Origin of the sequence: Geobacillus sp. BMUD (assembly GCF_013096845.1) — a bacterium.
Classification (GTDB): Bacteria; Bacillota; Bacilli; order Bacillales; family Anoxybacillaceae; genus Geobacillus; species Geobacillus vulcani.
Window position 1 is genome coordinate 237,690 of sequence record NZ_SDLA01000001.1, and the last position, 22,380, is coordinate 260,069.

A 22,380-nucleotide genomic window follows, 5' to 3' on the forward strand; every position below is an offset into this window, starting at 1 on the left:
AAATCGGCAAACCGTGTCGAATGAAAGTGAAGAAAAGGAATGATGGAGACGGAGGTGGCCGTTGTGCCGTTGACGCCATTGGATATTCACAACAAGGAATTCAGCCGCGGGTTTCGCGGGTATGATGAAGACGAAGTGAACGAGTTTCTCGATCAAGTCATTAAAGACTATGAAATGCTCATCCGTGAAAAAAAGCAGCTAGAAGAAAAAGTGGCCGAACTGACGGAAAAGCTGAACTACTTTGCGAACATTGAAGAGACGCTCAATAAGTCGATTCTTGTTGCACAGGAAGCAGCGGAAGAAGTGAAGCGGAATGCGCAAAAAGAGGCGAAGCTGATCATTAAAGAGGCGGAAAAAAACGCCGAGCGCATCATCAGCGATGCATTGGCGAAATCGCGGAAAATCGCCCTCGAGATCGAGGAGCTGAAGCGGCAGTCGAAAGTGTTCCGCGCCCGTTTCCGCATGTTGGTCGAGGCCCAGCTCGATATGATCAACAGCCGCGATTGGGACGAGTTGATGGAGTATGAGGCGCCGGATTTGGAAGAAGGGGCGAGAGAACCGCTGTCACAGCCTTGACGAACCGAAGGCCTTTCAGTTATAATAGTTGGCAAAAATCGCCGCATCAGCCGCCGTGGGAGGCGGTTGGCTTTTTTCCGTTATGAATTGCGAATAACCATGGACGATGAAAGGGACAGTAGCTCTTGCACGACCGGTCGCAGCGAGCCGGGGATGGTGGAAGCCCGGCATCGGCGCAAGAGTGAACATCACCCTGGAGTTCCATGCCGAAACAACGAGTAGGACATGGCGCGTCATTCCCGTTACGAATGAAAAGTGGGCCTGTGCCTTTGCATGGCCAAAAAGGGTGGTACCGCGAGACCGTTCTCGTCCCTTGCCGGGAGAGAACGGTTTTTTTATTTGGAATTATATTGTTCAAAGGAGGAGCAACGATGGATTACAAAGACACATTGCTCATGCCGAAAACCGAGTTTCCGATGCGCGGCAACTTGCCGAAGCGGGAACCGGAAATGCAAAAAAAATGGGAGGACATGGACATTTACCGGAAAGTGCAGGAGCGGACGAAAGGCCGGCCGCTGTTTGTCCTGCACGACGGCCCGCCGTACGCCAACGGCGACATTCATATCGGCCATGCGTTAAACAAAATTCTAAAAGACATCATCGTCCGCTACAAATCGATGAACGGCTATTGCGCCCCGTACGTGCCGGGCTGGGATACGCACGGCTTGCCGATTGAAACGGCGCTTGCGAAACAAGGCGTCGACCGCAAATCGATGAGCGTCGCCGAGTTTCGCAAGCGGTGTGAGCAGTATGCGTATGAACAAATCGACAACCAGCGCCGGCAGTTCAAGCGGCTCGGGGTGCGCGGCGATTGGGACAACCCGTATATCACCCTCAAGCCGGAATACGAAGCCCAACAAATTAAAGTGTTCGGCGAAATGGCGAAAAAAGGGCTCATTTACAAAGGACTGAAGCCGGTCTATTGGTCGCCGTCGAGCGAATCGGCGCTCGCCGAAGCGGAAATCGAATACAAAGACAAACGCTCACCGTCGATTTATGTGGCGTTTCCGGTGAAAGACGGCAAAGGCGTGCTGGACGGCGACGTGCGGATCGTCATTTGGACGACGACGCCGTGGACGATTCCGGCGAACTTGGCGATCGCCGTTCATCCGGAATTGGACTACCATGTCATCGACGCAAACCGGCAGAAATACGTTGTCGCCGCCTCCTTGGCCGAATCAGTGGCGAACGAAGTCGGCTGGGCGTCGTGGTCCGTCGTCAAAACGGTCAAAGGGAAAGAGCTTGAATACGTGGTCGCCCAACATCCGTTCTACGAGCGCGACTCGCTGGTCGTCTGCGGCGAGCACGTCACGACCGACGCCGGCACCGGCTGCGTCCATACGGCGCCGGGCCACGGGGAAGACGACTTTCTCGTCGGGCAAAAATATGGGCTTCCGGTGCTCTGCCCGGTCGATGAGCGCGGCTACATGACCGAGGAAGCGCCCGGGTTTGCGGGTCTGTTTTATGAAGAAGCGAACAAGGCGATTACGCAAAAGCTTGAGGAAGTCGGAGCGCTCCTGAAGCTCGGCTTTATCACCCACTCGTATCCGCACGACTGGCGGACGAAGCAGCCGACGATTTTCCGGGCGACGACGCAATGGTTTGCCTCGATTGATAAAATTCGCGGCCAGCTCCTTGACGCCATTAAGGAAACGAAATGGGTGCCAGAATGGGGCGAAATCCGCATCCATAACATGGTGCGCGACCGCGGCGACTGGTGCATTTCCCGCCAGCGCGCCTGGGGTGTGCCGATTCCGGTCTTTTACGGCGAAAATGGCGAGCCGATCATCACCGATGAGACGATCGAGCATGTGTCGAACCTGTTCCGCCAATACGGCTCGAACGTTTGGTTTGAGCGCGAGGCGAAAGACTTATTGCCGGAAGGATTCACCCATCCATCAAGCCCGAACGGCATCTTTACGAAAGAAACGGACATTATGGACGTCTGGTTTGACTCCGGCTCGTCGCATCAAGCGGTGCTCGTCGAGCGCGATGATTTGCAGCGTCCGGCTGATTTGTACTTGGAAGGGTCTGACCAATATCGCGGCTGGTTTAACTCGTCGTTGTCGACGGCGGTCGCCGTTACCGGCAAAGCACCGTATAAAGAGGTGTTGAGCCACGGCTTCGTTTTAGACGGCGAGGGGCGGAAAATGAGCAAATCGCTCGGCAACGTCGTCGTGCCGGCGAAAGTGATGGAACAATTTGGCGCCGACATTTTGCGCCTTTGGGTCGCCTCGGTCGACTATCAGGCCGACGTGCGCATTTCTGATCATATTTTGAAACAAGTGTCGGAAGTGTACCGGAAAATCCGCAACACGTTCCGGTTTATGCTCGGCAATTTGTTCGACTTCGATCCGAACCAAAACGCCGTTCCGGTTGGGGAGCTTGGCGAAGTCGACCGCTATATGCTGGCAAAGCTGAACAAGCTGATCGCCAAAGTGAAAAAGGCGTATGACAGCTACGATTTTGCCGCCGTCTATCATGAGATGAACCATTTTTGCACCGTGGAATTGAGCGCGTTCTATTTGGATATGGCAAAAGACATTTTGTACATCGAAGCGGCTGATTCGCGCGCCCGCCGCGCCGTGCAGACAGTGCTGTACGAGACGGTTGTCGCGTTGGCGAAGCTCATCGCCCCGATTTTGCCGCACACGGCCGATGAAGTGTGGGAGCATATCCCGAACCGGAGAGAAAACGTCGAAAGCGTCCAGCTCACCGACATGCCGGAGCCGATCGCCATCGATGGCGAAGAAGCGCTGTTGGCCAAATGGGATGCGTTTATGGATGTGCGCGATGATATTTTCAAAGCGCTCGAGAACGCCCGCAATGAAAAAGTGATCGGCAAATCGCTGACAGCAAGCGTCACCATCTATCCGAAAGACGAGGCGCGCAAGCTGTTGGCGTCGCTCGACGCTGATTTGCGCCAGCTCCTCATCGTCTCTGCCTTTTCGATCGCCGATGAGCCGTACGACGCCGCACCGGCGGAAGCCGAACGGCTTACCCATGTGGCGGTCCTCGTCCGCCCGGCCGAAGGCGAGACGTGCGAGCGGTGCTGGACGGTGACGAAAGAAGTCGGCGCCGATCCATCGCATCCAACGCTTTGCCCGCGTTGTGCGCACATTGTGAACGAACATTATTCCGCGTAGCGAAAAGCGGCAGGCTGCCTTGGGGCGGCCTTGCCGCTTCATTTGTTTGCCATGGCGAATTATGCTACAATGCAAAAAGGATGAATGAGAAGGACAGGGGGACTTGGCACGGTGGCATACTATTGGATTGCGGCAGCGGTCATCATTCTCGATCAATGGACGAAATGGCTTGTCGTCCGCTATATGCGACTTGGGGAAAGCATCCCGATCATCGACAACGTGCTCTACATTACGTCGCACCGCAATCGCGGAGCGGCATGGGGCATGCTGGAAGGGCAGTTTTGGCTCTTTTATTTGATTACGGTGATCGTCGTGGCGGCGATCGTGATTTACATCCGCCGCCTGAAGCCTTCCGAGCGCCTGGCCGGCGTGGGGCTTGGGCTGATGCTCGGCGGGGCGATCGGCAATTTTATCGATCGCGTATTCCGGAAAGAAGTGGTCGACTTTATTCATACGTACATCGGCACGTACAGCTTTCCGGTGTTCAATATCGCCGACTCGGCGCTGACAGTCGGCGTCATCTTGCTGTTTATTCATCTATTTTTTTTCGCGACACCAGAGAAAGGGAATGAGTAGATGGACACGATTACATTTCACATCGAAGACGAATATGACGGCGAGCGGATTGATAAAGTGATTGCGGCGCTGAATGACGAATGGTCGCGTTCGCAAGTGCAGCAATGGATCAAAAACGGGCTCGTGACGGTCAACGGCCGCACGGTGAAGGCGAATTACAAATGTGAAGCGGGCGACTCGGTCGCCATCTCGCCGCCGGAGCCGGAGCCGCTTCATGTGGAGCCAGAGCCGATTCCGCTCGACATTTATTACGAGGACGAGGATGTCCTTGTCGTCAACAAACCGCGCGGCATGGTCGTCCACCCGGCGCCCGGGCATATGCGCGGCACGCTGGTGAACGCTTTGCTCGCCCATTGCCGCGACCTATCCGGCATCAACGGCGTGCTGCGCCCCGGCATCGTCCACCGGATTGACAAAGATACATCAGGGCTGTTGATGGTGGCGAAAAATGATGCCGCCCATCGCTCGCTTGTTGAGCAGCTCGTCAACAAAACGGTGACGCGCCGCTACAAGGCGATCGTCCATGGCGTCATTCCGCATGATTACGGCACGATCGACGCTCCCATCGGCCGCGACAAACGCGACCGAAAAAAAATGGCGGTCACCGAAGAAAACGGCAAAGAAGCCGTCACTCATTTCCGCGTGCTCGAGCGGTTTCGCCGATATACGTATGTCGAATGCCAGCTGGAAACGGGACGGACGCATCAGATTCGCGTCCATATGAAATATATCGGCTACCCGCTCGCCGGCGACCCGCAATACGGGCCGAAAAAGACGCTCCCGATCGACGGTCAGGCGCTTCATGCCGGGGTGCTTGGCTTCCATCACCCGCGAAGCGGCGACTATTTGGAATTTGAAGCGCCGTTGCCGCCGGAGTTTGCCGAGCTGCTCGAATGGCTGCGAAAAAACGATTGACAAACGAACACGCTCCCTTTACAATGAGAACAGGTGAACAGGAACCTTTAAGTTCAGTCCTGTGAGGCTGAAAAGGGGTCGGATCAACAAGAGATAGGCAGCGTATGCCCGTTTTTTGAAACATGATGGGCCGCACCCCCCGCTTCACAGGCGGGGGATTTTTTTGTGCAAACAGGAAAACGCGAGCAAAACGTCATCGACCATTGGACGAATCCGAGGGCTGGCGCCGATGCATGAGAGCGGCAGGCCCGGTTGGAGGAGGTGGACGGAATGCAAAAGGCGGTTGTAATGGATGAACAGGCGATTCGCCGCGCGTTGACGCGCATCGCCCATGAAATCATCGAACGGAACAAAGGCATTGACGGCTGTGTGCTGGTCGGCATCAAAACGCGCGGCATTTACTTGGCGCGCCGCCTGGCTGAGCGGATCGAGCAAATTGAAGGGGCGCCCATTCCGGTCGGCGAACTCGATATTACGCTGTACCGCGACGATTTGACGGTGAAAACGGATGACCATGAGCCGCTTGTCAAAGGAACGAACGTACCGTTTCCGGTCAGCGAACAAAAAGTGATTTTGGTTGATGACGTGCTGTTTACCGGCCGGACGGTGCGGGCGGCAATGGATGCCATTATGGACTTGGGCCGCCCGGCGCGCATCCAGCTCGCCGTGTTGGTCGACCGCGGGCATCGAGAACTTCCGATCCGCGCCGATTTCGTCGGCAAAAACATCCCGACCTCGAGCGCGGAAATGATTGTCGTCGAACTGTCCGAAGTCGATGGCGTCGATCAAGTATCGATTCATGAAAAATAGCGCAAGCTCCCTTTTAAGCGCAGTCCCGCGAGGCTGCCAAAGGGGCGGAATGGTTTCGGCTGTTTCTGCACCCTCTTTGTGCCTTCGCGGGCCAAAGAGGTTTTTTTGTGCACATACATTCGCTGATCAGGCGAAAGGAGCGGAGAACATGAACAAACCGGTGTTGGATATTCAAGACCGCCCGACGGTCGGGCAATGGGTGACATTAAGCTTGCAGCACTTATTTGCGATGTTCGGGGCGACGATTTTGGTGCCGTATTTGGTCGGGTTGGATCCGTCGATCGCCTTGCTCACGAGCGGGCTTGGGACATTGGCGTTTTTGCTCATCACGAAATGGCAAGTGCCGGCGTATCTCGGTTCATCGTTCGCCTACATCGCGCCGATCATTGCAGCGAAAACGGCCGGTGGCCCGGGGGCGGCGATGATTGGCAGCTTCCTCGCCGGATTGGTGTACGGCATTGTCGCTCTCATCATTAAAAAAGCGGGCTACCGCTGGGTGATGAAGCTGTTGCCGCCCGTTGTCGTCGGCCCGGTCATCATCGTCATCGGCCTCGGCTTAGCCGGCACAGCGGTCGGGATGGCGATGAACGGCCCGGACGGCAAATACAGTCTGCTCCACTTTTCCGTTGCATTGGTGACGCTTGCCGCCACGATCATTTGCTCGGTGCTGGCGCGCGGCATGTTGAGCCTGATTCCGGTGCTTGTCGGCATTGTCTTCGGCTATGTTTACGCCCTCGCCGTCGGACTGGTTGACTTGTCGAAAGTGGCGGCGGCGAAATGGTTTGAATGGCCGGATTTCCTCATCCCGTTTGTCGACTATCCGGTGCACGTCACGGCGCAGATCGTCATGCTCATGGTGCCGGTGGCGATCGTCACCTTGTCGGAGCACATCGGCCATCAGCTTGTGCTAAGCAAAGTCGTCGGCCGCGACCTCATCCAAAAGCCCGGGTTGCATCGCTCGATTTTAGGCGACGGCACGGCGACGATGATTTCCGCCTTGCTTGGCGGGCCGCCGAAAACGACGTACGGGGAAAACATCGGTGTGCTGGCCATCACAAGGGTGTACAGCGTCTATGTGCTGGCTGGCGCGGCGGTCATCGCGATCGCTTTCGGCTTCGTCGGCAAAATTACGGCGCTGATCAGCTCGATTCCGACGCCGGTCATGGGCGGCGTCTCGATCCTGCTGTTTGGCATCATCGCCTCGTCCGGCTTGCGCATGTTGGTCGACAGCCGCGTGGATTTCGGCGAAACGCGCAATTTAGTCATCGCCTCGGTCATCTTAGTGATCGGCATCGGCGGCGCGGTGCTCAAAATCAGCGAGAGCTTCCAAATCACGGGAATGGCGCTCTCAGCGATTGCCGGCGTCCTGCTCAATTTAGTGCTGCCGGGGCGGCCGTCAGCCGTGGAAAACATGTTTGAAGAAGAAAAAAACGACCATGTCGCTTAATCGAACAGCACCTTTTAATTAAGTCCCGTGAGGCTTAAAAAGGTGTGAAACGAAGCGCACCGGGCCGGAGTCTGCCCTCGGCTCCACCGGGTGCCCATCATCACACCTTGCCTCGCTGGCAAGGTGTTTTTTTATCAAAAACGAAAAGGGAGAGAGACCGATGACCCAACCGATGACCCATCTGCTCACGTTAAGCGAACTGCCGCTTGCCGACATCAACCGCTTGCTTGACGAAGCGGAATCGTTCCGTCGCGGGCGCCGGTGGCGTCCGGCGGCGCCAATGTATGTCGCCAATTTGTTTTTCGAGCCGAGCACGCGCACGAAATGCAGCTTCGAGATGGCGGAACGGAGACTCGGGCTTCACGTCATTCCGTTTGACCCGGAACGCTCGAGCGTGCAAAAAGGGGAAACGCTGTACGACACGGTAAGAACGCTGGAAGCGATCGGTGTTGACGCCGTTGTCATCCGCCATCACGAAGATGCCTATTTCGAAGCGCTCCGTCATGCGGTTGGCATCCCGATCATCAACGCCGGCGACGGCTGCGGGCACCATCCGACCCAATCGCTCCTCGATCTGCTCACGATTCGCCAAGAGTTCGGGACGTTTGCCGGGCTGACGGTGGCGATCATCGGTGACATCCGCCATAGCCGCGTCGCCCGCTCCAATGCAGAAGCATTGACAAGACTTGGCGCCAACGTGTTGTTTTCCGGCCCTCCGGAATGGAAAGATGATGCGAATCCGTACGGGACATACATGGAAATCGATGAGGCCATCGTCCGCGCTGATGTCGTGATGCTGCTGCGCATTCAGCACGAGCGCCACGCCGAAGCCATGGGGCTGACGAAGGAAGAGTACCACGTGCGGTACGGGCTGACGCTCGAACGGGCGCGGCGGATGAAGCCGGGCGCCATCATCTTGCATCCGGCGCCGGTCAACCGCGGGGTCGAAATCGCGAGCGAGCTGGTCGAAGCGAAACCGTCGCGCATTTTCAAACAAATGGAAAACGGCGTCTACGTGCGGATGGCGGTCTTAAAACGGGCGATGGAAGGGAGAATCGAACATGGCCGTATGGTTGAAACATGGCATGTCGTTCAATAAAGAAGGGAAGCTCGTGCCAACAGATGTGAAAATCGAGGGCGGACGCATCGCCGCCATCGGCCGGGAGCTGCCGGTCGACGGGGAAGGGAACGTGGTGGACGTTCAAGGAAAGCTGATCGCCCCCGGGTTGATTGACGTGCACGTCCATTTGCGCGAGCCGGGCGGCGAAGCGAAAGAAACGATTGAAACAGGCACGCTCGCCGCGGCCAAAGGCGGCTTTACGACGGTGGCGGCCATGCCGAACACGAATCCGGTGCCGGATCGGAAAGAACAGATGGAGTGGCTTTCGCGCCGCATCCGCGAGACGGCGCACGTCCATGTGCTGCCGTATGCGGCGATTACGATCGGGCAAAAAGGGGAAGAGCTGACCGATTTTGCGGCGTTAAAAGAAGCGGGGGCGTTCGCCTTTACCGATGACGGCGTCGGCGTCCAGTCGGCCGGGATGATGTTCGAAGCGATGAAACGGGCCGCGGCCCTCGATATGGCGATCGTCGCTCACTGCGAAGACGATACATTGAAAAACGGCGGCGCGGTGCATGACGGCGATTTCGCCCGCCGATATGGGCTTGCTGGCATCCCGTCCGTCTGCGAGGCGGTGCACATCGCCCGCGATGTGCTGCTTGCTGAAGCAGCCGGATGCCATTATCACGTCTGCCACATCAGCACGAAAGAATCGGTGCGCGTCGTCCGCGATGCGAAGCGGGCCGGCATCCGCGTCACCGCCGAAGTGACGCCGCACCATCTCCTCTTGTGCGATGAGGACATTCCGGGGCTGGATGCGAATTACAAAATGAATCCGCCGCTGCGCAGCCGCGCGGACCGCGAGGCATTGATCGAGGGCCTGCTCGATGGGACGATCGATTTGATCGCCACCGACCACGCACCGCATACGGCGGCGGAAAAAGCAAAAGGGATCGAGGCGGCGCCGTTTGGCATCGTCGGATTGGAAACGGCGTTTCCGCTCTTATATACGCATTTGGTTAAAACGGGCCTCGTTACGTTGAAACAGCTCATCGATTGGCTGACGATCAAGCCGGCGCAATGCTTTGGCCTTGACGCCGGACGGCTTGAAGTCGGGGCGCCGGCCGATCTGACGGTCATTGATTTGGAAACGGAAGAAACGATCAATCCAGAGACGTTTGCTTCAAAAGGAAAAAATACGCCGTTTGCCGGTTGGGCATGCCAAGGCTGGCCGGTGATGACGTTGGTCGGCGGAACAATCGCATGGGAGAAAGGAAGGGCATGACATGAAGCGGCAGCTGATTTTAGAAGATGGTTCGTTTTTCGTTGGCGAAGCGTTTGGCAGCTTGAAAGACACGACCGGGGAAGTCGTGTTTAACACCGGCATGACCGGATACCAAGAAATTTTGACCGATCCGTCGTATTGCGGACAAATCGTGACGATGACGTATCCGTTGATCGGCAACTACGGCATCAACCGCGATGACTTTGAAGCGATTCGCCCGTACGTGCACGGATTCATCGTGAAAGAGGCGTGCATAAAGCCGTCCAACTGGCGCGGCGAAATGACGCTCGATGACTATTTAAAAGAAAAAGACATCCCGGGGCTGGCCGGCATCGATACACGCAAACTGACGCGCCTCATTCGCCAGCACGGAACGCTAAAAGGGATGATTTGCGGCTTGGACGTCCATCCGGCGGAAGCGGCGGCCCACCTGCGGGCGATGGAGTGGCCGCGCGACCAAGTGCGGCGCGTCTCGACGAAAAGTGCCTATCCGAGCCCGGGGCGCGGCGAGCGCGTGGTCTTGATCGATTTTGGAATGAAGCACGGCATTTTGCGCGAGCTGAACAAGCGCCATTGCGATGTCATCGTCTTGCCGTACAATGCGACTGCCGAAGAAGTATTAAGCTGGCATCCGGATGGGGTGATGCTCTCGAACGGTCCGGGCGACCCGAAAGACGTGCCGGAAGCGATCGACATGATTCGCGGGATTTTGGGCAAAGTGCCGCTCTTTGGCATTTGCCTCGGCCATCAGCTGTTTGCCTTGGCGTGCGGGGCGAATACGGAAAAATTGAAATTCGGCCATCGCGGCTCGAACCATCCGGTGAAAGATTTACGCACCGGCAAAGTGGCCATTACGTCGCAAAACCATGGCTACGCTGTGACGCATGAGTCGCTCGCCGGCACCCGCCTCGAAGTGACGCATGTCGCCTTGAATGACGGCACAGTCGAAGGGCTGCGCCATCTCGATTTCCCGGCGTTTACGGTGCAATACCATCCGGAAGCGTCGCCAGGGCCGGAAGATGCCAATCCGCTGTTTGACGAGTTTTTGGCGCTCATCCGCGAGTTCAACAAGAAAGGGGAAGTCATCCATGCCTAAACGCCGCGACATCGAAACGATTTTGGTCATCGGCTCCGGCCCGATCGTCATCGGTCAGGCAGCCGAGTTTGACTACGCCGGGACGCAAGCGTGTCTCGCCTTGAAAGAAGAAGGCTATAAAGTCATTCTCGTCAACTCGAACCCGGCGACGATCATGACCGATACGGAAATCGCCGATAAAGTGTATATGGAACCGCTGACGCTTGAGTTTGTCGCCCGCATCATCCGCAAAGAGCGGCCGGATGCGATTTTGCCGACGCTCGGCGGCCAAACGGGCCTCAACTTGGCGGTTGAGCTGGCCAAGGCCGGCGTGCTTGAAGAGTGCGGCGTCGAAATTCTTGGCACGAAACTCGAGGCGATCGAAAAGGCGGAAGACCGTGAACAGTTCCGCGCCCTCATGAACGAGCTTGGTGAACCGGTGCCGGAGAGCGCCATTATCCACAGCCTGGAAGAGGCGTATGCGTTTGTCGAACAGATCGGCTATCCGGTCATCGTCCGCCCAGCGTTTACGCTCGGCGGCACGGGCGGCGGCATTTGCACGAACGAACAAGAACTGATCGACATCGTTTCGACCGGTTTGAAAATGAGCCCGGTGCACCAATGCTTGCTTGAGCGGAGCATCGCCGGCTATAAGGAAATCGAGTATGAAGTGATGCGCGATGCCAACGACAACGCCATCGTCGTCTGCAACATGGAAAACATCGACCCGGTCGGCATCCATACCGGTGACTCGATCGTCGTCGCCCCGAGCCAGACGTTAAGCGACCGCGAATACCAACTGCTTCGCAACGCGTCCTTGAAAATCATCCGCGCCCTTGGCATCGAAGGCGGCTGCAACGTCCAGCTGGCGCTCGACCCGGACAGCTTCCGCTATTACGTCATCGAAGTGAACCCGCGCGTCAGCCGCTCGTCGGCGCTCGCCTCCAAAGCGACCGGATACCCGATCGCGAAACTGGCGGCGAAAATTGCTGTCGGGCTGACGCTCGATGAGATGATCAACCCGGTCACTGGGAAAACGTACGCCTGCTTTGAGCCGGCGCTTGATTATGTCGTGACGAAAATTCCGCGCTTCCCGTTTGACAAATTCGAATCGGCGAACCGCCGCCTTGGCACGCAAATGAAGGCGACCGGCGAAGTGATGGCGATCGGCCGGACGTTTGAAGAATCGCTGTTAAAAGCGGTCCGTTCGCTCGAGATCGGCGTCCACCATCTCGCATTAAAAGAGGCGGACACCGCCACCGACGACGTGATCGAAAAACGGATCCGCAAAGCGGGCGATGAACGGCTCTTTTACATCGCTGAAGCGCTCCGCCGCGGGGTGACGGTCGACACGTTGCATGAATGGAGCCAAATCGATCGCTTTTTCTTGCATAAAATCGAAACCATCATTGAGATGGAAACGGTCTTGAAAAACCGTCCGGGCGACCTTGACGCGCTGAGGAAGGCGAAAGCGCTCGGCTTCTCGGACGCCGCAGTGGCGGCATTATGGAACAAAACGGAACGCGACATTTACGCGCTGCGCCGCCAGGAAGGCATCGTGCCGGTGTACAAAATGGTCGATACGTGCGCGGCCGAGTTCACGTCAGAAACGCCGTATTACTACAGCACGTATGAGGAGGAAAACGAGTCGATCGTGACGGAAACACCGAGCGTCATCGTGCTCGGTTCGGGCCCGATCCGCATCGGCCAAGGGATCGAATTTGACTACGCAACCGTCCATTGCGTCTGGGCCATTAAGCAGGCCGGCTATGAGGCGATCATCATCAACAACAACCCGGAAACAGTCTCCACCGATTTCAGCACGTCGGACAAACTGTACTTCGAGCCGCTGACGGCCGAAGACGTGATGCATGTCATCGACCTTGAGAAGCCGGTCGGCGTCATCGTTCAGTTTGGCGGCCAGACGGCGATCAATTTGGCGGCCGAACTCGAGGCGCGTGGCGTCCGCTTGCTCGGGACGACGCTGGAGGATTTGGACCGCGCCGAAGACCGCGACAAATTTGAACAGGCGCTTTCCGAACTCGGCATTCCCAAACCGGCCGGCAAAACGGCCGTTTCGGTCGAAGAAGCGGTCGCCATCGCCGAAGAGATCGGCTATCCGGTGCTCGTCCGCCCGTCGTACGTGCTCGGCGGCCGGGCGATGGAGATTGTGTACAATCGTGAGGAGCTGCTCCATTACATGGAGCACGCCGTGCGCGTCAACCCGCAGCACCCGGTGCTCGTCGACCGCTACATCACCGGCAAGGAAGTCGAAGTCGACGCCATTTCCGACGGCGAGACGGTCGTAATCCCCGGCATTATGGAGCATATCGAACGGGCCGGCGTCCATTCCGGCGACTCCATCGCCGTCTACCCGCCGCAAACGTTAAGTGTCGAAGTGATCGATAAGATCGCGGATTACACGATCCGGCTGGCGCGCGGGCTGCGCATCGTCGGGCTCTTAAACATCCAGTTCGTCGTCTCGGGAAGCGATGTCTACGTGTTGGAAGTAAACCCGCGTTCAAGCCGCACCGTGCCGTTTTTAAGCAAAATCACCGGCGTGCCGATGGCCAATCTCGCCACTAAGGCCATTTTAGGGGCGAAGCTGGCTGAGATGGGCTATGAAACCGGCGTCCGCCCGGTCCGTCCAGGCGTGTACGTGAAAGTGCCGGTGTTCTCGTTTGCGAAATTGCGCAATGTCGACATTTCGCTCGGCCCGGAAATGAAATCGACCGGTGAAGTGATCGGTAAGGATGTGACGTTTGAAAAAGCGCTCTATAAAGGACTTGTTGCGTCTGGCATCCACATCCAGCCGCACGGGGCGGTGCTGTTGACGGTCGCGGACAAAGACAAAGAAGAAGCGGTCGAGCTGGCCCGCCGCTTTGCGGACATCGGCTATCAGCTGCTGGCGACGAACGGCACGGCGGAAACGCTGAAAGCGGCCGGCATCCCGGTGACGGTCGTCAATAAAATCCATTCGGCGTCGCCGAACATTTTGGATGTCATCCGCCAAGGGAAGGCGCAAGTCGTCATCAACACGTTGACGAAAGGGAAACAGCCGGAAAGCGACGGCTTCCGCATCCGCCGCGAAGCGGTCGAAAACGGCATTCCGTGCTTGACGTCGCTCGATACCGCACGGGCGATGCTGCAAGTGCTCGAATCGATGACGTTCTCGACAACGGCGATGACGGAAGGGTTGGTGCGGTCATGATCGGCCGCGAACAAATGACGGTCGCAAGCCAGCGGCTGATCGCCGAGCGCACGTATGAATTGACGCTGGCAGGCCGCCTCGTGCAAGAGATGAAGCAGCCCGGCCAGTTCGTTCATGTGAAAGTGGCCGCATCCGCCGATCCGCTCTTGCGCCGCCCGCTCAGCCTTTGTCAAATCGACCACAAGCAGGGGCAATGCACGATCATTTACCGCCAGGAAGGGAAGGGCACCGCGCTGTTGGCGCAAAAACAGCCGGGCGACACGGTCGATGTGCTCGGCCCGCTCGGCAACGGCTTTCCGCTCGAAGCCGCGCCGGCGGGCGGCCGGGCGCTGTTGGTCGGCGGCGGCATCGGCGTCCCGCCGCTCTATGAACTGGCGAAACAGCTGGCGAACCGGGGCGTGAACGTCGTGAGCGTGCTCGGGTTCCAAACGAAAGCGGCGGTCTTTTACGAAGAAAAATTTGCCGCGTTCGGCGAGACGTATATCGCCACCGATGACGGGTCGCACGGGGCGGCGGGCCGCGTCACCGATGTGATCGAAGCGCGCGCGCTCGAGTTTGACGTGTTGTACGCCTGCGGCCCGAAGCCGATGCTAAAGGCGCTCGATGAACGGTTCCGCGGCCGACCGGTGTACTTGTCGTTGGAAGAGCGGATGGGCTGCGGCGTCGGGGCGTGCTTCGCCTGCGTCTGCCATGTGCCGGGAAGCGAAACGGCGTATAAAAAAGTATGCAGCGACGGTCCGGTGTTTCGGGCCGGGGAGGTGGTGTTATGAACCGTCTGGCGGTCGAACTGCCGGGGCTTTCGCTCAAAAACCCGATCATGCCGGCTTCCGGCTGTTTCGGGTTTGGCCGCGAGTACGCCCGGTTTTACGATTTAAGCGTGTTAGGCGCCATCATGATCAAAGCGACGACCAAAGAGCCGCGCTTTGGTAACCCGACGCCAAGGGTGGCGGAAACGCCGGGCGGGATGTTAAACGCCATCGGCCTGCAAAACCCCGGTCTTGACAAGGTGCTGACGGAAGAACTGCCGTGGCTTGAACAGTTTGACGTGCCGATCATCGCCAACATCGCCGGTTCGACGATGGAAGAATACGTCGAGGTAGCCGCCGCGATTTCCAAAGCGCCGAACGTCCATGCCTTGGAGCTCAACATTTCTTGCCCGAACGTGAAAAAAGGCGGTATCACGTTCGGCACCGTGCCGGAGGTGGCCGCCGAGCTGACGCGGCTTGTCAAGGAAGTGTCGGCTGTCCCGGTGTATGTGAAGCTGTCGCCTAACGTGACGGACATCGTCGCGATGGCGAAAGCCATTGAACAAGCGGGCGCTGACGGCCTGACGATGATCAACACGCTCGTCGGCATGCGCATCGACGTGAAAACCGGCCGGCCGATTTTGGCCAACGGCACCGGCGGCTTATCCGGCCCGGCGGTCAAACCGATCGCCATCCGCATGATTTACGAAGTGAGCCAAGCGGTGTCGATTCCGATCATCGGCATGGGCGGCGTGCAAACGGCGGAAGATGTGCTCGAATTTTTCTACGCCGGCGCGAGCGCGGTCGCGGTCGGAACAGCCAACTTCGTCGATCCATTCGTCTGCCCGACGATCATCAACGAACTGCCGGCGCTGCTTGATGAGCTGGGGATTGATCGGATCTCCGAATGTACAGGAAGGAGATGGAAAACCGGTGCACACGCCGTTCATTGTCGCCCTTGATTTTCCATCGAAACAAGACGTTGAATCGTTTTTACGGCCGTTTGCCGGCACGCCGCTGTTTGTGAAAGTCGGCATGGAGCTGTACTATCAGGAAGGGCCGTCCATCGTCGCGTTCCTCAAAGAACAAGGGCACGCCGTCTTTTTAGACTTAAAACTGCACGACATCCCGAATACAGTGAAACAGGCGATGAAAGGGCTCGCCCGTGTCGGCGCTGATTTGGTGAACGTCCACGCCGCCGGCGGCCGGCGCATGATGGAAGCGGCGATCGAAGGGCTTGACGCCGGTACGCCAAGCGGCGCCGCCCGACCGCGCTGCATCGCCGTCACCCAGCTGACAAGCACAGACGAGCGCATGCTTCATGAAGAGCTTTGCATTTCCCGCCCGCTTGCCGACACGGTCAGCCATTACGCGGCGTTGGCGAAAGAAAGCGGCCTTGACGGCGTCGTCTGCTCGGCGAACGAAGCGCCGCTCATCAAGGAACGGTGCGGCGCCGCGTTTCTCGCCGTCACCCCGGGAATTCGCTTTGCCGATGATGCGGCGCACGACCAAGTGCGCGTCGTCACGCCAAGGGAAGCGCGTGCGCTTGGTTCTGACTACATCGTCATCGGCCGCAGCATCACCCGCGCCGCCGACCCGCTTGCCGCGTACGCCCGCCTGCAGCACGAATGGAACGGAGGAGAGAGAGAATGAAACACGACATTGCCGCCCAACTGCTTGAAATAGGAGCGGTCGCTTTGCGGCCGAACGACCCGTTCACTTGGTCATCGGGCTTAAAAGCGCCGATTTATTGCGACAACCGCCTGACGCTCGCTTATCCGGACGTGCGCCGCCTGATCGCCGACGGTCTCGCGGACCTCATCCGCACCCATTTTCCTGAAGCGGACCTCATCGCCGGCACAGCCACAGCCGGCATCCCGCACGCTGCGTGGGTGAGCGAGCGGCTTGGTTTGCCGATGTGCTACGTCCGCAGCCAAGCGAAAGCGCACGGAAAAGGGAAGCAAATCGAAGGCAAAGCCGAACCGGGCCAACGCGTCGTCGTCATCGAAGACTTAATCTCGACCGGCGGCAGCTCGCTCACGACCGTGCGCGCCTTGAAAGAAGCAGGCTGCGAGGTGCTTGGCGTCGCCGCCATCTTCACGTACGGACTCGAAAAAGCGAAGCAGGCGTTTGCCGAAGCGAATGTGCCTGCCTACACCCTCACCGACTACGACACACTCATCGAAACGGCCGTCCGCCTTGGCGCCGTCAGCGAACACGACCTGGCGACATTGCGGCAATGGCGGGAAAATCCGGAAGAGTGGGGGAAATAGACAAGAAGAAAGAAGCGCGGACCAAAGGATGGTTCGCGCTTTTGTCATATGTTATTGGCGAACGGGACTTCCGTCGCTTCCGATGATGACGGAAATGGCGATAGAACGGCCAAAGTCATTCGAACTAGCGAAGACTTGATGACTATGGGAGGTACCCTGTTTGTCTCTTAGAGCATGGAAATTATTGTAATTAAAAATGCTCATCTACAGTTATCTAATTGAGTCCAAAGGTGGAATCTTATCAAACGAATTAAATATTGTAGAGGGATTATTCGAGGTTCTTATCAAGTCCTTATTCTACTCTATAGTATGTGTGCTTCCGCTAGTTATTTTATTCGGTATACCGATCTCTTTACTTATAGACTATGTATTACAAAGATTCAATCAAAGGAATGTTGTTATATCATTTCTCCTTCATGCCATAGCCTATTTTATTGTCGTAATAATATATTGGGTAATCAGTTTTGGAGTAGATAAAATAATATATATGGCGGAGCCAGAAATAGCCTATAATGTATTTCTATTTGTGTATACTCCGTGTGTTTTTTGGATGATAACATACCTAATAAAAAAGCAATATTGAACTGTAGATGAGCAAAAAAGATAGAGGTGGTAGAAAACAAGAATTGGATCGGTCAATTCGAAATTCAAGCGCCCGGGAAAGCGCAAGTGCTGTTGACGTTTGAGGTGCCAAAGAGCGCGGAACAGCTGATCATGGTGATTCGGCATGACTGGCTGCCGGGCTCCATTGTCTTACAGGTGAAATAACGCGCGGTAACGAATAGAGCCCGCCGCTCCCCATAGCGGTGGGATGTTTTATGCTACGGAATCGACGCCGGATCCCGAACATTGAAAAAAGTCCCAGCCGAGATGTTGCGGCGGAAGTTTTAGAAGGTTTGGTGAAAAACGGTTGTTTCTCTTGAGCAATGGGGGAGCGTGTGAAAGGCGATACCGATGTGATAGAGCTTTTCTATTTGAGAAACGAGGTCGGGAAGCGGCCTGCTCCCTTAAATCACCAGCCTTTTAGAGCATTGGGTTTCAACGGAAACTCGTTGAAGTTTGCCTTTCTTGTTTTCAATATTGTATTTACACATGAGGAAAAATTGTGTAGTATTAATTTGAAAATAGTAATCATTACGTTTTACAAGGAGGGCAAACTCATGTTTCGGTTTTTAAAAAGCATGCTTCCTTTATGGTTCGTGCTTCTGTTGTTCGGTTGCTCGCTCTCTTCTGCGAATGAAGGAGAGAAGAAGGGGGATGCAACGAAAAAAGAACTGACCTTGTTGTTTAACTTCTCGACAGCCACGATCGATCCGGCATTAGACAGCAATTACACGGCGGTGCGAGCCGGAGTCGGAGAGACGCTCGTAAAAGTCAGCGAGGAACTGAAAATAGAGCCGTGGCTGGCTGAACGGTGGGAGAGCAAAGATGGGCAAAATTGGACGTTTTACATTCGCGACGGTGTCACGTTCCATAATGGCAAAAACGTCGATGCCGAAGCAGTAAAAGCATCATTAGAGCGGGCGGTGAAGGACAATCCGGCCGTGAAAGCGGCGTTAAAGATTCGCCGCATGGAAGCGAACGGCCACGTGTTAACGATTCAAACAGAAGACGTATTCCCGCAATTCCCGTCGGAGCTTGTGCATCCGAACACGGCCATTATGGATGTTGAAGCGCCGAACGCAGCGGAAAAGCCGATTGGCACTGGGCCGTTTCGCGTCGCTTCTTTTGAGCCGGGAACGGCGCTGAAAGTGGAGCGGTTCGATGACTATTGGAACGGCAAAGCCTAACTCGATGCGGCGACATTTGCATTTAATGAAGATGCAAATGCGCGGGTGATGGCGCTGAAATCAGGAGAAGCCGACATTATTTTCCGGCCGCCTGTTGAACATGTCGAACAGTTAAAACAGGAAAAAGTGCATGTTGAATCTGTTCCAAGTTTGCGCACGCACCAACTGTTGTTTAACATGAAGCGGCCCTATATGAAAGATGTGAATGTGCGGCGAGCGATTGATGCATTAATCAACCGCCAAGAGATCGTCGATCACGTATTGGCCGGTTACGCTAAAGAGGCGAACGGTCCTTTCTTGCCTGATTATCCGTTTGCGCCGTCATATGAAGCGAAGGCGAGCGGCCTCGAGACGGCAAAGCAATACTTGGCGAAAGCGGGCTTCCGTGTGGAAAACGGAAAGTTGACGAAAGACGGAAAAGCCCTTCAGCTCAGGCTGTTAACGTATGCGTCGCGTCCGGAGCTTCCGATCATTGCGCAAATGGTACAGGCGAACGCGAAGAAGATTGGAATCGACATCGCTATTCAACAAGTGGAAAATATCGATGAATATTTGGCGGGCAACGATGACTGGGATCTCGCTACATACAGCAGTTTAACCGCACCGCGCGGGGATGCGGCGTACTTCCTGAACGCGAACTATATGCCCAATGGCGGGCTCAACTATGCGGGCGTGAACAATCCAGCCTTAACAGCCGTCATTTCTGAATTGAACAAAACGGTCGATATGGACGAGCGAAATGAAATCGCGAAGAAAGCGGCGCAAATGATCGACAAGGAAATGCTTCACTCTTTTATCGTTCATCCTCATATTATTGTCGCATACCGGGAAGGGGTGCGGAATTGGGTGACGAGCAAAAGCGAATATTACATGCTGACGAAAGATTTGGATGTGGATTGATGCAATGATGCCGATTGTTAAACGGTTTGCGGAGCTTCTCGTATTTTTCCTCGTACTTTCGTTTATCAGTTTCATATTTATTAAGCTAGCGCCGGGCGACCCTGTGAAGCGGATGCTGCAAGTGGATGAGATGCCGGTGACGCAAGAGCAAATCGAGGCGTTGCGGCGGGAATTGCGGTTTGATGAGCCGTTGCCTGTGCAGTATTGGCATTGGCTGCAGCGTTTTTTTCAGTTTGATTTCGGCCATTCCTATATTACGAACAAACCGGTATTGAGCGAATTAGTAGCCCGTTTTTCAGATACGATGATGCTGGCGGCCGCCTCTTTAATCGTAATGATTACGATTTCTGTTCCGCTTGGAACGTTAGCGGCCATTTATCAACATACGTGGGTCGATCACGCGAGCCGTCTATTCGCGCTTGTCGGTTCATCCGTCCCGAGCTTTTGGCTGGGGCTTCTCTTCATTGAGCTGTTTGCCGTGAAACTTGGAGTGCTGCCAAGCATGGGAAAGGGAACGATCAAGCATCTCGTGTTGCCGTCGCTGACGCTTGGCATCGCCATGGCCGCCGTCTATGTTCGTCTGTTGCGCGCTAGTTTGCTAGAAAGTTTTCACGAGGAATATGTGAGGGCAGCGAGGGCGCGGGGGATTCACGAATGGCGCATCTTCTTCTTTCACGTGTTCCGCCGCGCTTTAATGCCTGTTGTCACCGTGTTCGCCATGAGTCTCGGCAGTCTGCTCGGAGGAACGGTTGTAGTGGAAGTGCTGTTTTCTTACCCGGGCATGGGGAAGCTCGTTGTCGATGCGATTATCCGCCGCGATTATCCCGTCATTCAAGGTTCGATTTTATTCATTTCGATTGTCATGGTCTTTATCAACGGATGCGTCGACGTCGGCTATCGATATGTAAACCCTGAGATTCGCTTAAAAGAGGTCGAGAGGCGATGAAAATGGCGAAGGAAACAAATACAAGGCGGGTGCTGTCCTTTCCGTTGCTGCTTTTATTGACGTATTTGTTCGTACTTGCCGCGCTTCCGCTATGGACTCCTTACGATCCGCTTGAAATCAAGATGAGCGATCGGCTGCTTCCGCCGAGCGCGGACCATCTTTTCGGGACGGACCATCTTGGGCGAGACGTATTGTCGCGCATTGCGGCTGGGGGACAAGTCACGGTCGGCACAGCGGCGCTTATTTTGCTGCTCGTTTTGGTTATTGGCGTTCCTTTAGGGATGCTGGCCGGCTTTCGCGGCGGATGGTTGGACCGTTGGCTTATGAGGGCCGTCGATGCATTTTTAGCGTTCCCTGATTTTATCGTCGCCATCGTGTTGAGCGGCCTTTTAGGCCCCGGCATGTGGAATTTAGTGTTGGCGATTGTCTTGGCGAAGTGGGGGAGCTACGCACGGCTTGCCCGGAGCACCGTACTGGCGGAAAAGGGAAAAGATTATGTGTTGATGGCCGTTGTCAGCGGTTTAAGCACGTTTCAAATCATTCGGAAACATTTGTTGCCCCACGTATTAGGAAACGTGCTCGTTTTGGCGACGTTGGATCTCGGAAAAACCATCTTGCTCATTGCCTCTCTCTCCTATATCGGCTTAGGAGCGCAGCCGCCGACGCCGGAATGGGGGGCGATGCTGAATGAAGGAAGACCGTATTTTCAAAGCGCTCCCCATTTAATGTTCATTCCCGGCTTAGCGATTATGGGGACGGTGCTTCTGGCAAACATCGCCGGCGATTGGCTGCGAGACCGTTTGGACGTTAAAGGTTAAGGAGGGGGCGGCATGCCGTTATTATCCGTTCAACAGTTGCGCATTTCTTTGCACAATAAGCCGCTTGTCCAAAATATCGATTTTGCGATTGAAGCGGGCGAATGGTTGACGCTCGTCGGCGAGAGCGGCAGCGGCAAAAGCTTGACTGCTTTGGCGCTAGGCGGACTGTTGCCGAAAGGAATGTCGGTTGCCGGGCGCATCATGCTGCAACATGAGAATCTCATCGCGCTGTCAAACAAAGATTGGCGAAAATGGCGCGGGGCTCAAGTCGCTTATATTTTTCAAGATTATCAAAGCTCATTTACGCCGTTTATCACAATTGGCAAGCAGCTCGATGAAATGATTCGCTCACATCGCTCTCTATCCAAAAGCGAGCGGCGGAAGCTTGCTTTTCAGGCGTTGGAAGACGTGCAGCTGCCGCCTGATCGCGTCTATCATCGCTATCCTTTTCAGCTTAGCGGCGGTCAGTTGCAGCGCGCAGCGATCGCTGCCGCCATCATGCTCCGGCCGTCGCTGCTGATTGCGGATGAACCGACAACCGCTTTGGACTGCGTCAACGCCGCGCATGTGCTTGAGACGATCGCCCGCCTGCAAAAGAAAACGAATTGCGCGATCCTCTTCATTACGCACGATTTGCGGCAGGCAAAAACATATTCAGATACGATCGCCGTCATGAAGCAAGGACAAATCGTCGAAATGGGTCGAGCGGAGGACGTTTTAAACCGCCCTTCCCACCCGTATACGAAACAGCTCCTGCAGGCGATTCCACCAGTTCGCCAACGGCGTCTGAGTTGAAGTGACAATAG

At 56.0% G+C, this 22,380-nt stretch carries 18 protein-coding genes, 1 pseudogene and 1 other annotated feature; all 19 genes and pseudogenes read left to right on the forward strand.

From position 1 onward, the window contains the following. Positions 1 to 63 precede the first annotated feature (63 nt). The 19 genes and pseudogenes from ETC05_RS01180 to ETC05_RS01270 all read left to right on the forward strand — a co-directional run bounded on the left by ETC05_RS01180 (position 64) and on the right by ETC05_RS01270 (position 22,369). Entirely contained in the window at positions 64 to 576 is a 513-nt protein-coding gene (locus ETC05_RS01180) for a DivIVA domain-containing protein (protein WP_011230635.1), read from the forward strand. A 97-nt stretch (positions 577 to 673) separates the two neighbouring features. Further along, positions 674 to 893: a binding site (T-box leader), on the forward strand. Positions 894 to 947: 54 nt separating this feature from the next. Further along, a complete protein-coding gene (gene ileS / locus ETC05_RS01185; RefSeq protein WP_171660189.1) occupies positions 948 to 3,722 on the forward strand; it encodes an isoleucine--tRNA ligase in 2,775 nt (924 codons plus the stop codon). Between the two features lie 84 nt (positions 3,723 to 3,806). Further along, positions 3,807 to 4,298 (forward strand): signal peptidase II, encoded by a 492-nt coding sequence (gene lspA / locus ETC05_RS01190; RefSeq protein ID WP_171660190.1) that lies wholly within the window; start codon positions 3,807 to 3,809, stop codon positions 4,296 to 4,298. After that, a complete protein-coding gene (locus ETC05_RS01195) occupies positions 4,299 to 5,213 on the forward strand; it encodes an RluA family pseudouridine synthase (RefSeq protein ID WP_031410516.1) in 915 nt (304 codons plus the stop codon). It begins immediately after the preceding gene. 270 nt (positions 5,214 to 5,483) lie between these two features. Continuing rightward, positions 5,484 to 6,023: a bifunctional pyr operon transcriptional regulator/uracil phosphoribosyltransferase PyrR gene (gene pyrR, locus ETC05_RS01200; protein WP_031410515.1), complete on the forward strand. Its 540-nt coding sequence runs from the start codon at positions 5,484 to 5,486 to the stop codon at positions 6,021 to 6,023. Between the two features lie 148 nt (positions 6,024 to 6,171). Further along, on the forward strand, positions 6,172 to 7,470 hold the full coding sequence (locus ETC05_RS01205; RefSeq protein WP_171660191.1) for a solute carrier family 23 protein: 1,299 nt from the start codon (positions 6,172 to 6,174) through the stop codon (positions 7,468 to 7,470). Positions 7,471 to 7,642: 172 nt separating this feature from the next. Beyond that, the gene (locus tag ETC05_RS01210; RefSeq protein ID WP_171660398.1) at positions 7,643 to 8,569 is read left to right on the forward strand and encodes an aspartate carbamoyltransferase catalytic subunit; all 927 of its coding nucleotides are present in this window, start codon (positions 7,643 to 7,645) and stop codon (positions 8,567 to 8,569) included. Continuing rightward, complete coding sequence (locus tag ETC05_RS01215; RefSeq protein WP_171660192.1) at positions 8,532 to 9,815, forward strand: dihydroorotase; 1,284 nt, start codon at positions 8,532 to 8,534, stop codon at positions 9,813 to 9,815. Before ETC05_RS01210 ends, ETC05_RS01215 begins: the two co-directional genes overlap by 38 nt. Position 9,816: 1 nt before the next feature. Further along, positions 9,817 to 10,911 carry a carbamoyl phosphate synthase small subunit gene (locus tag ETC05_RS01220; RefSeq protein ID WP_171660193.1) on the forward strand — a complete coding sequence of 365 codons (1,095 nt, stop codon included), beginning with the start codon at positions 9,817 to 9,819 and terminating at the stop codon, positions 10,909 to 10,911. Beyond that, on the forward strand, positions 10,904 to 14,101 hold the full coding sequence (carB, locus tag ETC05_RS01225; RefSeq protein WP_171660194.1) for a carbamoyl-phosphate synthase large subunit: 3,198 nt from the start codon (positions 10,904 to 10,906) through the stop codon (positions 14,099 to 14,101). The genes ETC05_RS01220 and carB overlap by 8 nt, the downstream gene beginning before the upstream one ends. Then, a complete protein-coding gene (locus ETC05_RS01230; RefSeq protein WP_031410509.1) occupies positions 14,098 to 14,871 on the forward strand; it encodes a dihydroorotate dehydrogenase electron transfer subunit in 774 nt (257 codons plus the stop codon). Before carB ends, ETC05_RS01230 begins: the two co-directional genes overlap by 4 nt. Then, positions 14,868 to 15,809, forward strand: a complete 942-nt coding sequence (locus ETC05_RS01235; protein ID WP_171660195.1) for a dihydroorotate dehydrogenase — start codon at positions 14,868 to 14,870, stop codon at positions 15,807 to 15,809. Before ETC05_RS01230 ends, ETC05_RS01235 begins: the two co-directional genes overlap by 4 nt. Further along, positions 15,781 to 16,500, forward strand: coding sequence for an orotidine-5'-phosphate decarboxylase (pyrF, locus tag ETC05_RS01240; protein ID WP_171660196.1), 720 nt, complete (start codon positions 15,781 to 15,783; stop codon positions 16,498 to 16,500). The genes ETC05_RS01235 and pyrF overlap by 29 nt, the downstream gene beginning before the upstream one ends. Next, positions 16,497 to 17,120, forward strand: coding sequence for an orotate phosphoribosyltransferase (gene pyrE, locus ETC05_RS01245; RefSeq protein WP_171660197.1), 624 nt, complete (start codon positions 16,497 to 16,499; stop codon positions 17,118 to 17,120). The genes pyrF and pyrE overlap by 4 nt, the downstream gene beginning before the upstream one ends. A gap of 609 nt (positions 17,121 to 17,729) precedes the next feature. After that, positions 17,730 to 17,888, forward strand: a complete 159-nt coding sequence (locus ETC05_RS01250) for a hypothetical protein (RefSeq protein ID WP_171660198.1) — start codon at positions 17,730 to 17,732, stop codon at positions 17,886 to 17,888. A 392-nt stretch (positions 17,889 to 18,280) separates the two neighbouring features. Further along, positions 18,281 to 19,810 (forward strand): annotated as a pseudogene (nikA, locus tag ETC05_RS01255) (nickel ABC transporter substrate-binding protein). Positions 19,811 to 19,814: 4 nt separating this feature from the next. Continuing rightward, a complete protein-coding gene (nikB, locus tag ETC05_RS01260) occupies positions 19,815 to 20,756 on the forward strand; it encodes a nickel ABC transporter permease (protein ID WP_171660199.1) in 942 nt (313 codons plus the stop codon). 2 nt (positions 20,757 to 20,758) lie between these two features. Next, positions 20,759 to 21,574, forward strand: a complete 816-nt coding sequence (nikC, locus tag ETC05_RS01265; protein ID WP_483299788.1) for a nickel transporter permease — start codon at positions 20,759 to 20,761, stop codon at positions 21,572 to 21,574. A gap of 12 nt (positions 21,575 to 21,586) precedes the next feature. Continuing rightward, entirely contained in the window at positions 21,587 to 22,369 is a 783-nt protein-coding gene (locus ETC05_RS01270) for an ABC transporter ATP-binding protein (RefSeq protein ID WP_171660201.1), read from the forward strand. The last annotated feature ends 11 nt before the right edge of the window (positions 22,370 to 22,380 follow it).

What these genes read in the sequence shown, in the direction of transcription:
- ETC05_RS01270 (WP_171660201.1), top strand. Translation starts at nt 21,587, where the DNA reads ATGCCGTTATTATCCGTTCAACAGTTGCGCATTTCTTTGCACAATAAG.
- ETC05_RS01215 (WP_171660192.1), top strand. Translation starts at nt 8,532, where the DNA reads ATGGCCGTATGGTTGAAACATGGCATGTCGTTCAATAAAGAAGGGAAG.
- ETC05_RS01235 (WP_171660195.1), top strand. Translation starts at nt 14,868, where the DNA reads ATGAACCGTCTGGCGGTCGAACTGCCGGGGCTTTCGCTCAAAAACCCG.
- nikB (WP_171660199.1), top strand. Translation starts at nt 19,815, where the DNA reads ATGATGCCGATTGTTAAACGGTTTGCGGAGCTTCTCGTATTTTTCCTC.
- ETC05_RS01220 (WP_171660193.1), top strand. Translation starts at nt 9,817, where the DNA reads ATGAAGCGGCAGCTGATTTTAGAAGATGGTTCGTTTTTCGTTGGCGAA.
- pyrE (WP_171660197.1), top strand. Translation starts at nt 16,497, where the DNA reads ATGAAACACGACATTGCCGCCCAACTGCTTGAAATAGGAGCGGTCGCT.
- ETC05_RS01230 (WP_031410509.1), top strand. Translation starts at nt 14,098, where the DNA reads ATGATCGGCCGCGAACAAATGACGGTCGCAAGCCAGCGGCTGATCGCC.
- carB (WP_171660194.1), top strand. Translation starts at nt 10,904, where the DNA reads ATGCCTAAACGCCGCGACATCGAAACGATTTTGGTCATCGGCTCCGGC.
- ETC05_RS01205 (WP_171660191.1), top strand. Translation starts at nt 6,172, where the DNA reads ATGAACAAACCGGTGTTGGATATTCAAGACCGCCCGACGGTCGGGCAA.
- ETC05_RS01210 (WP_171660398.1), top strand. Translation starts at nt 7,643, where the DNA reads ATGACCCATCTGCTCACGTTAAGCGAACTGCCGCTTGCCGACATCAAC.
- ETC05_RS01195 (WP_031410516.1), top strand. Translation starts at nt 4,299, where the DNA reads ATGGACACGATTACATTTCACATCGAAGACGAATATGACGGCGAGCGG.
- ileS (WP_171660189.1), top strand. Translation starts at nt 948, where the DNA reads ATGGATTACAAAGACACATTGCTCATGCCGAAAACCGAGTTTCCGATG.
- nikC (WP_483299788.1), top strand. Translation starts at nt 20,759, where the DNA reads ATGGCGAAGGAAACAAATACAAGGCGGGTGCTGTCCTTTCCGTTGCTG.
- pyrR (WP_031410515.1), top strand. Translation starts at nt 5,484, where the DNA reads ATGCAAAAGGCGGTTGTAATGGATGAACAGGCGATTCGCCGCGCGTTG.
- lspA (WP_171660190.1), top strand. Translation starts at nt 3,807, where the DNA reads ATGAGAAGGACAGGGGGACTTGGCACGGTGGCATACTATTGGATTGCG.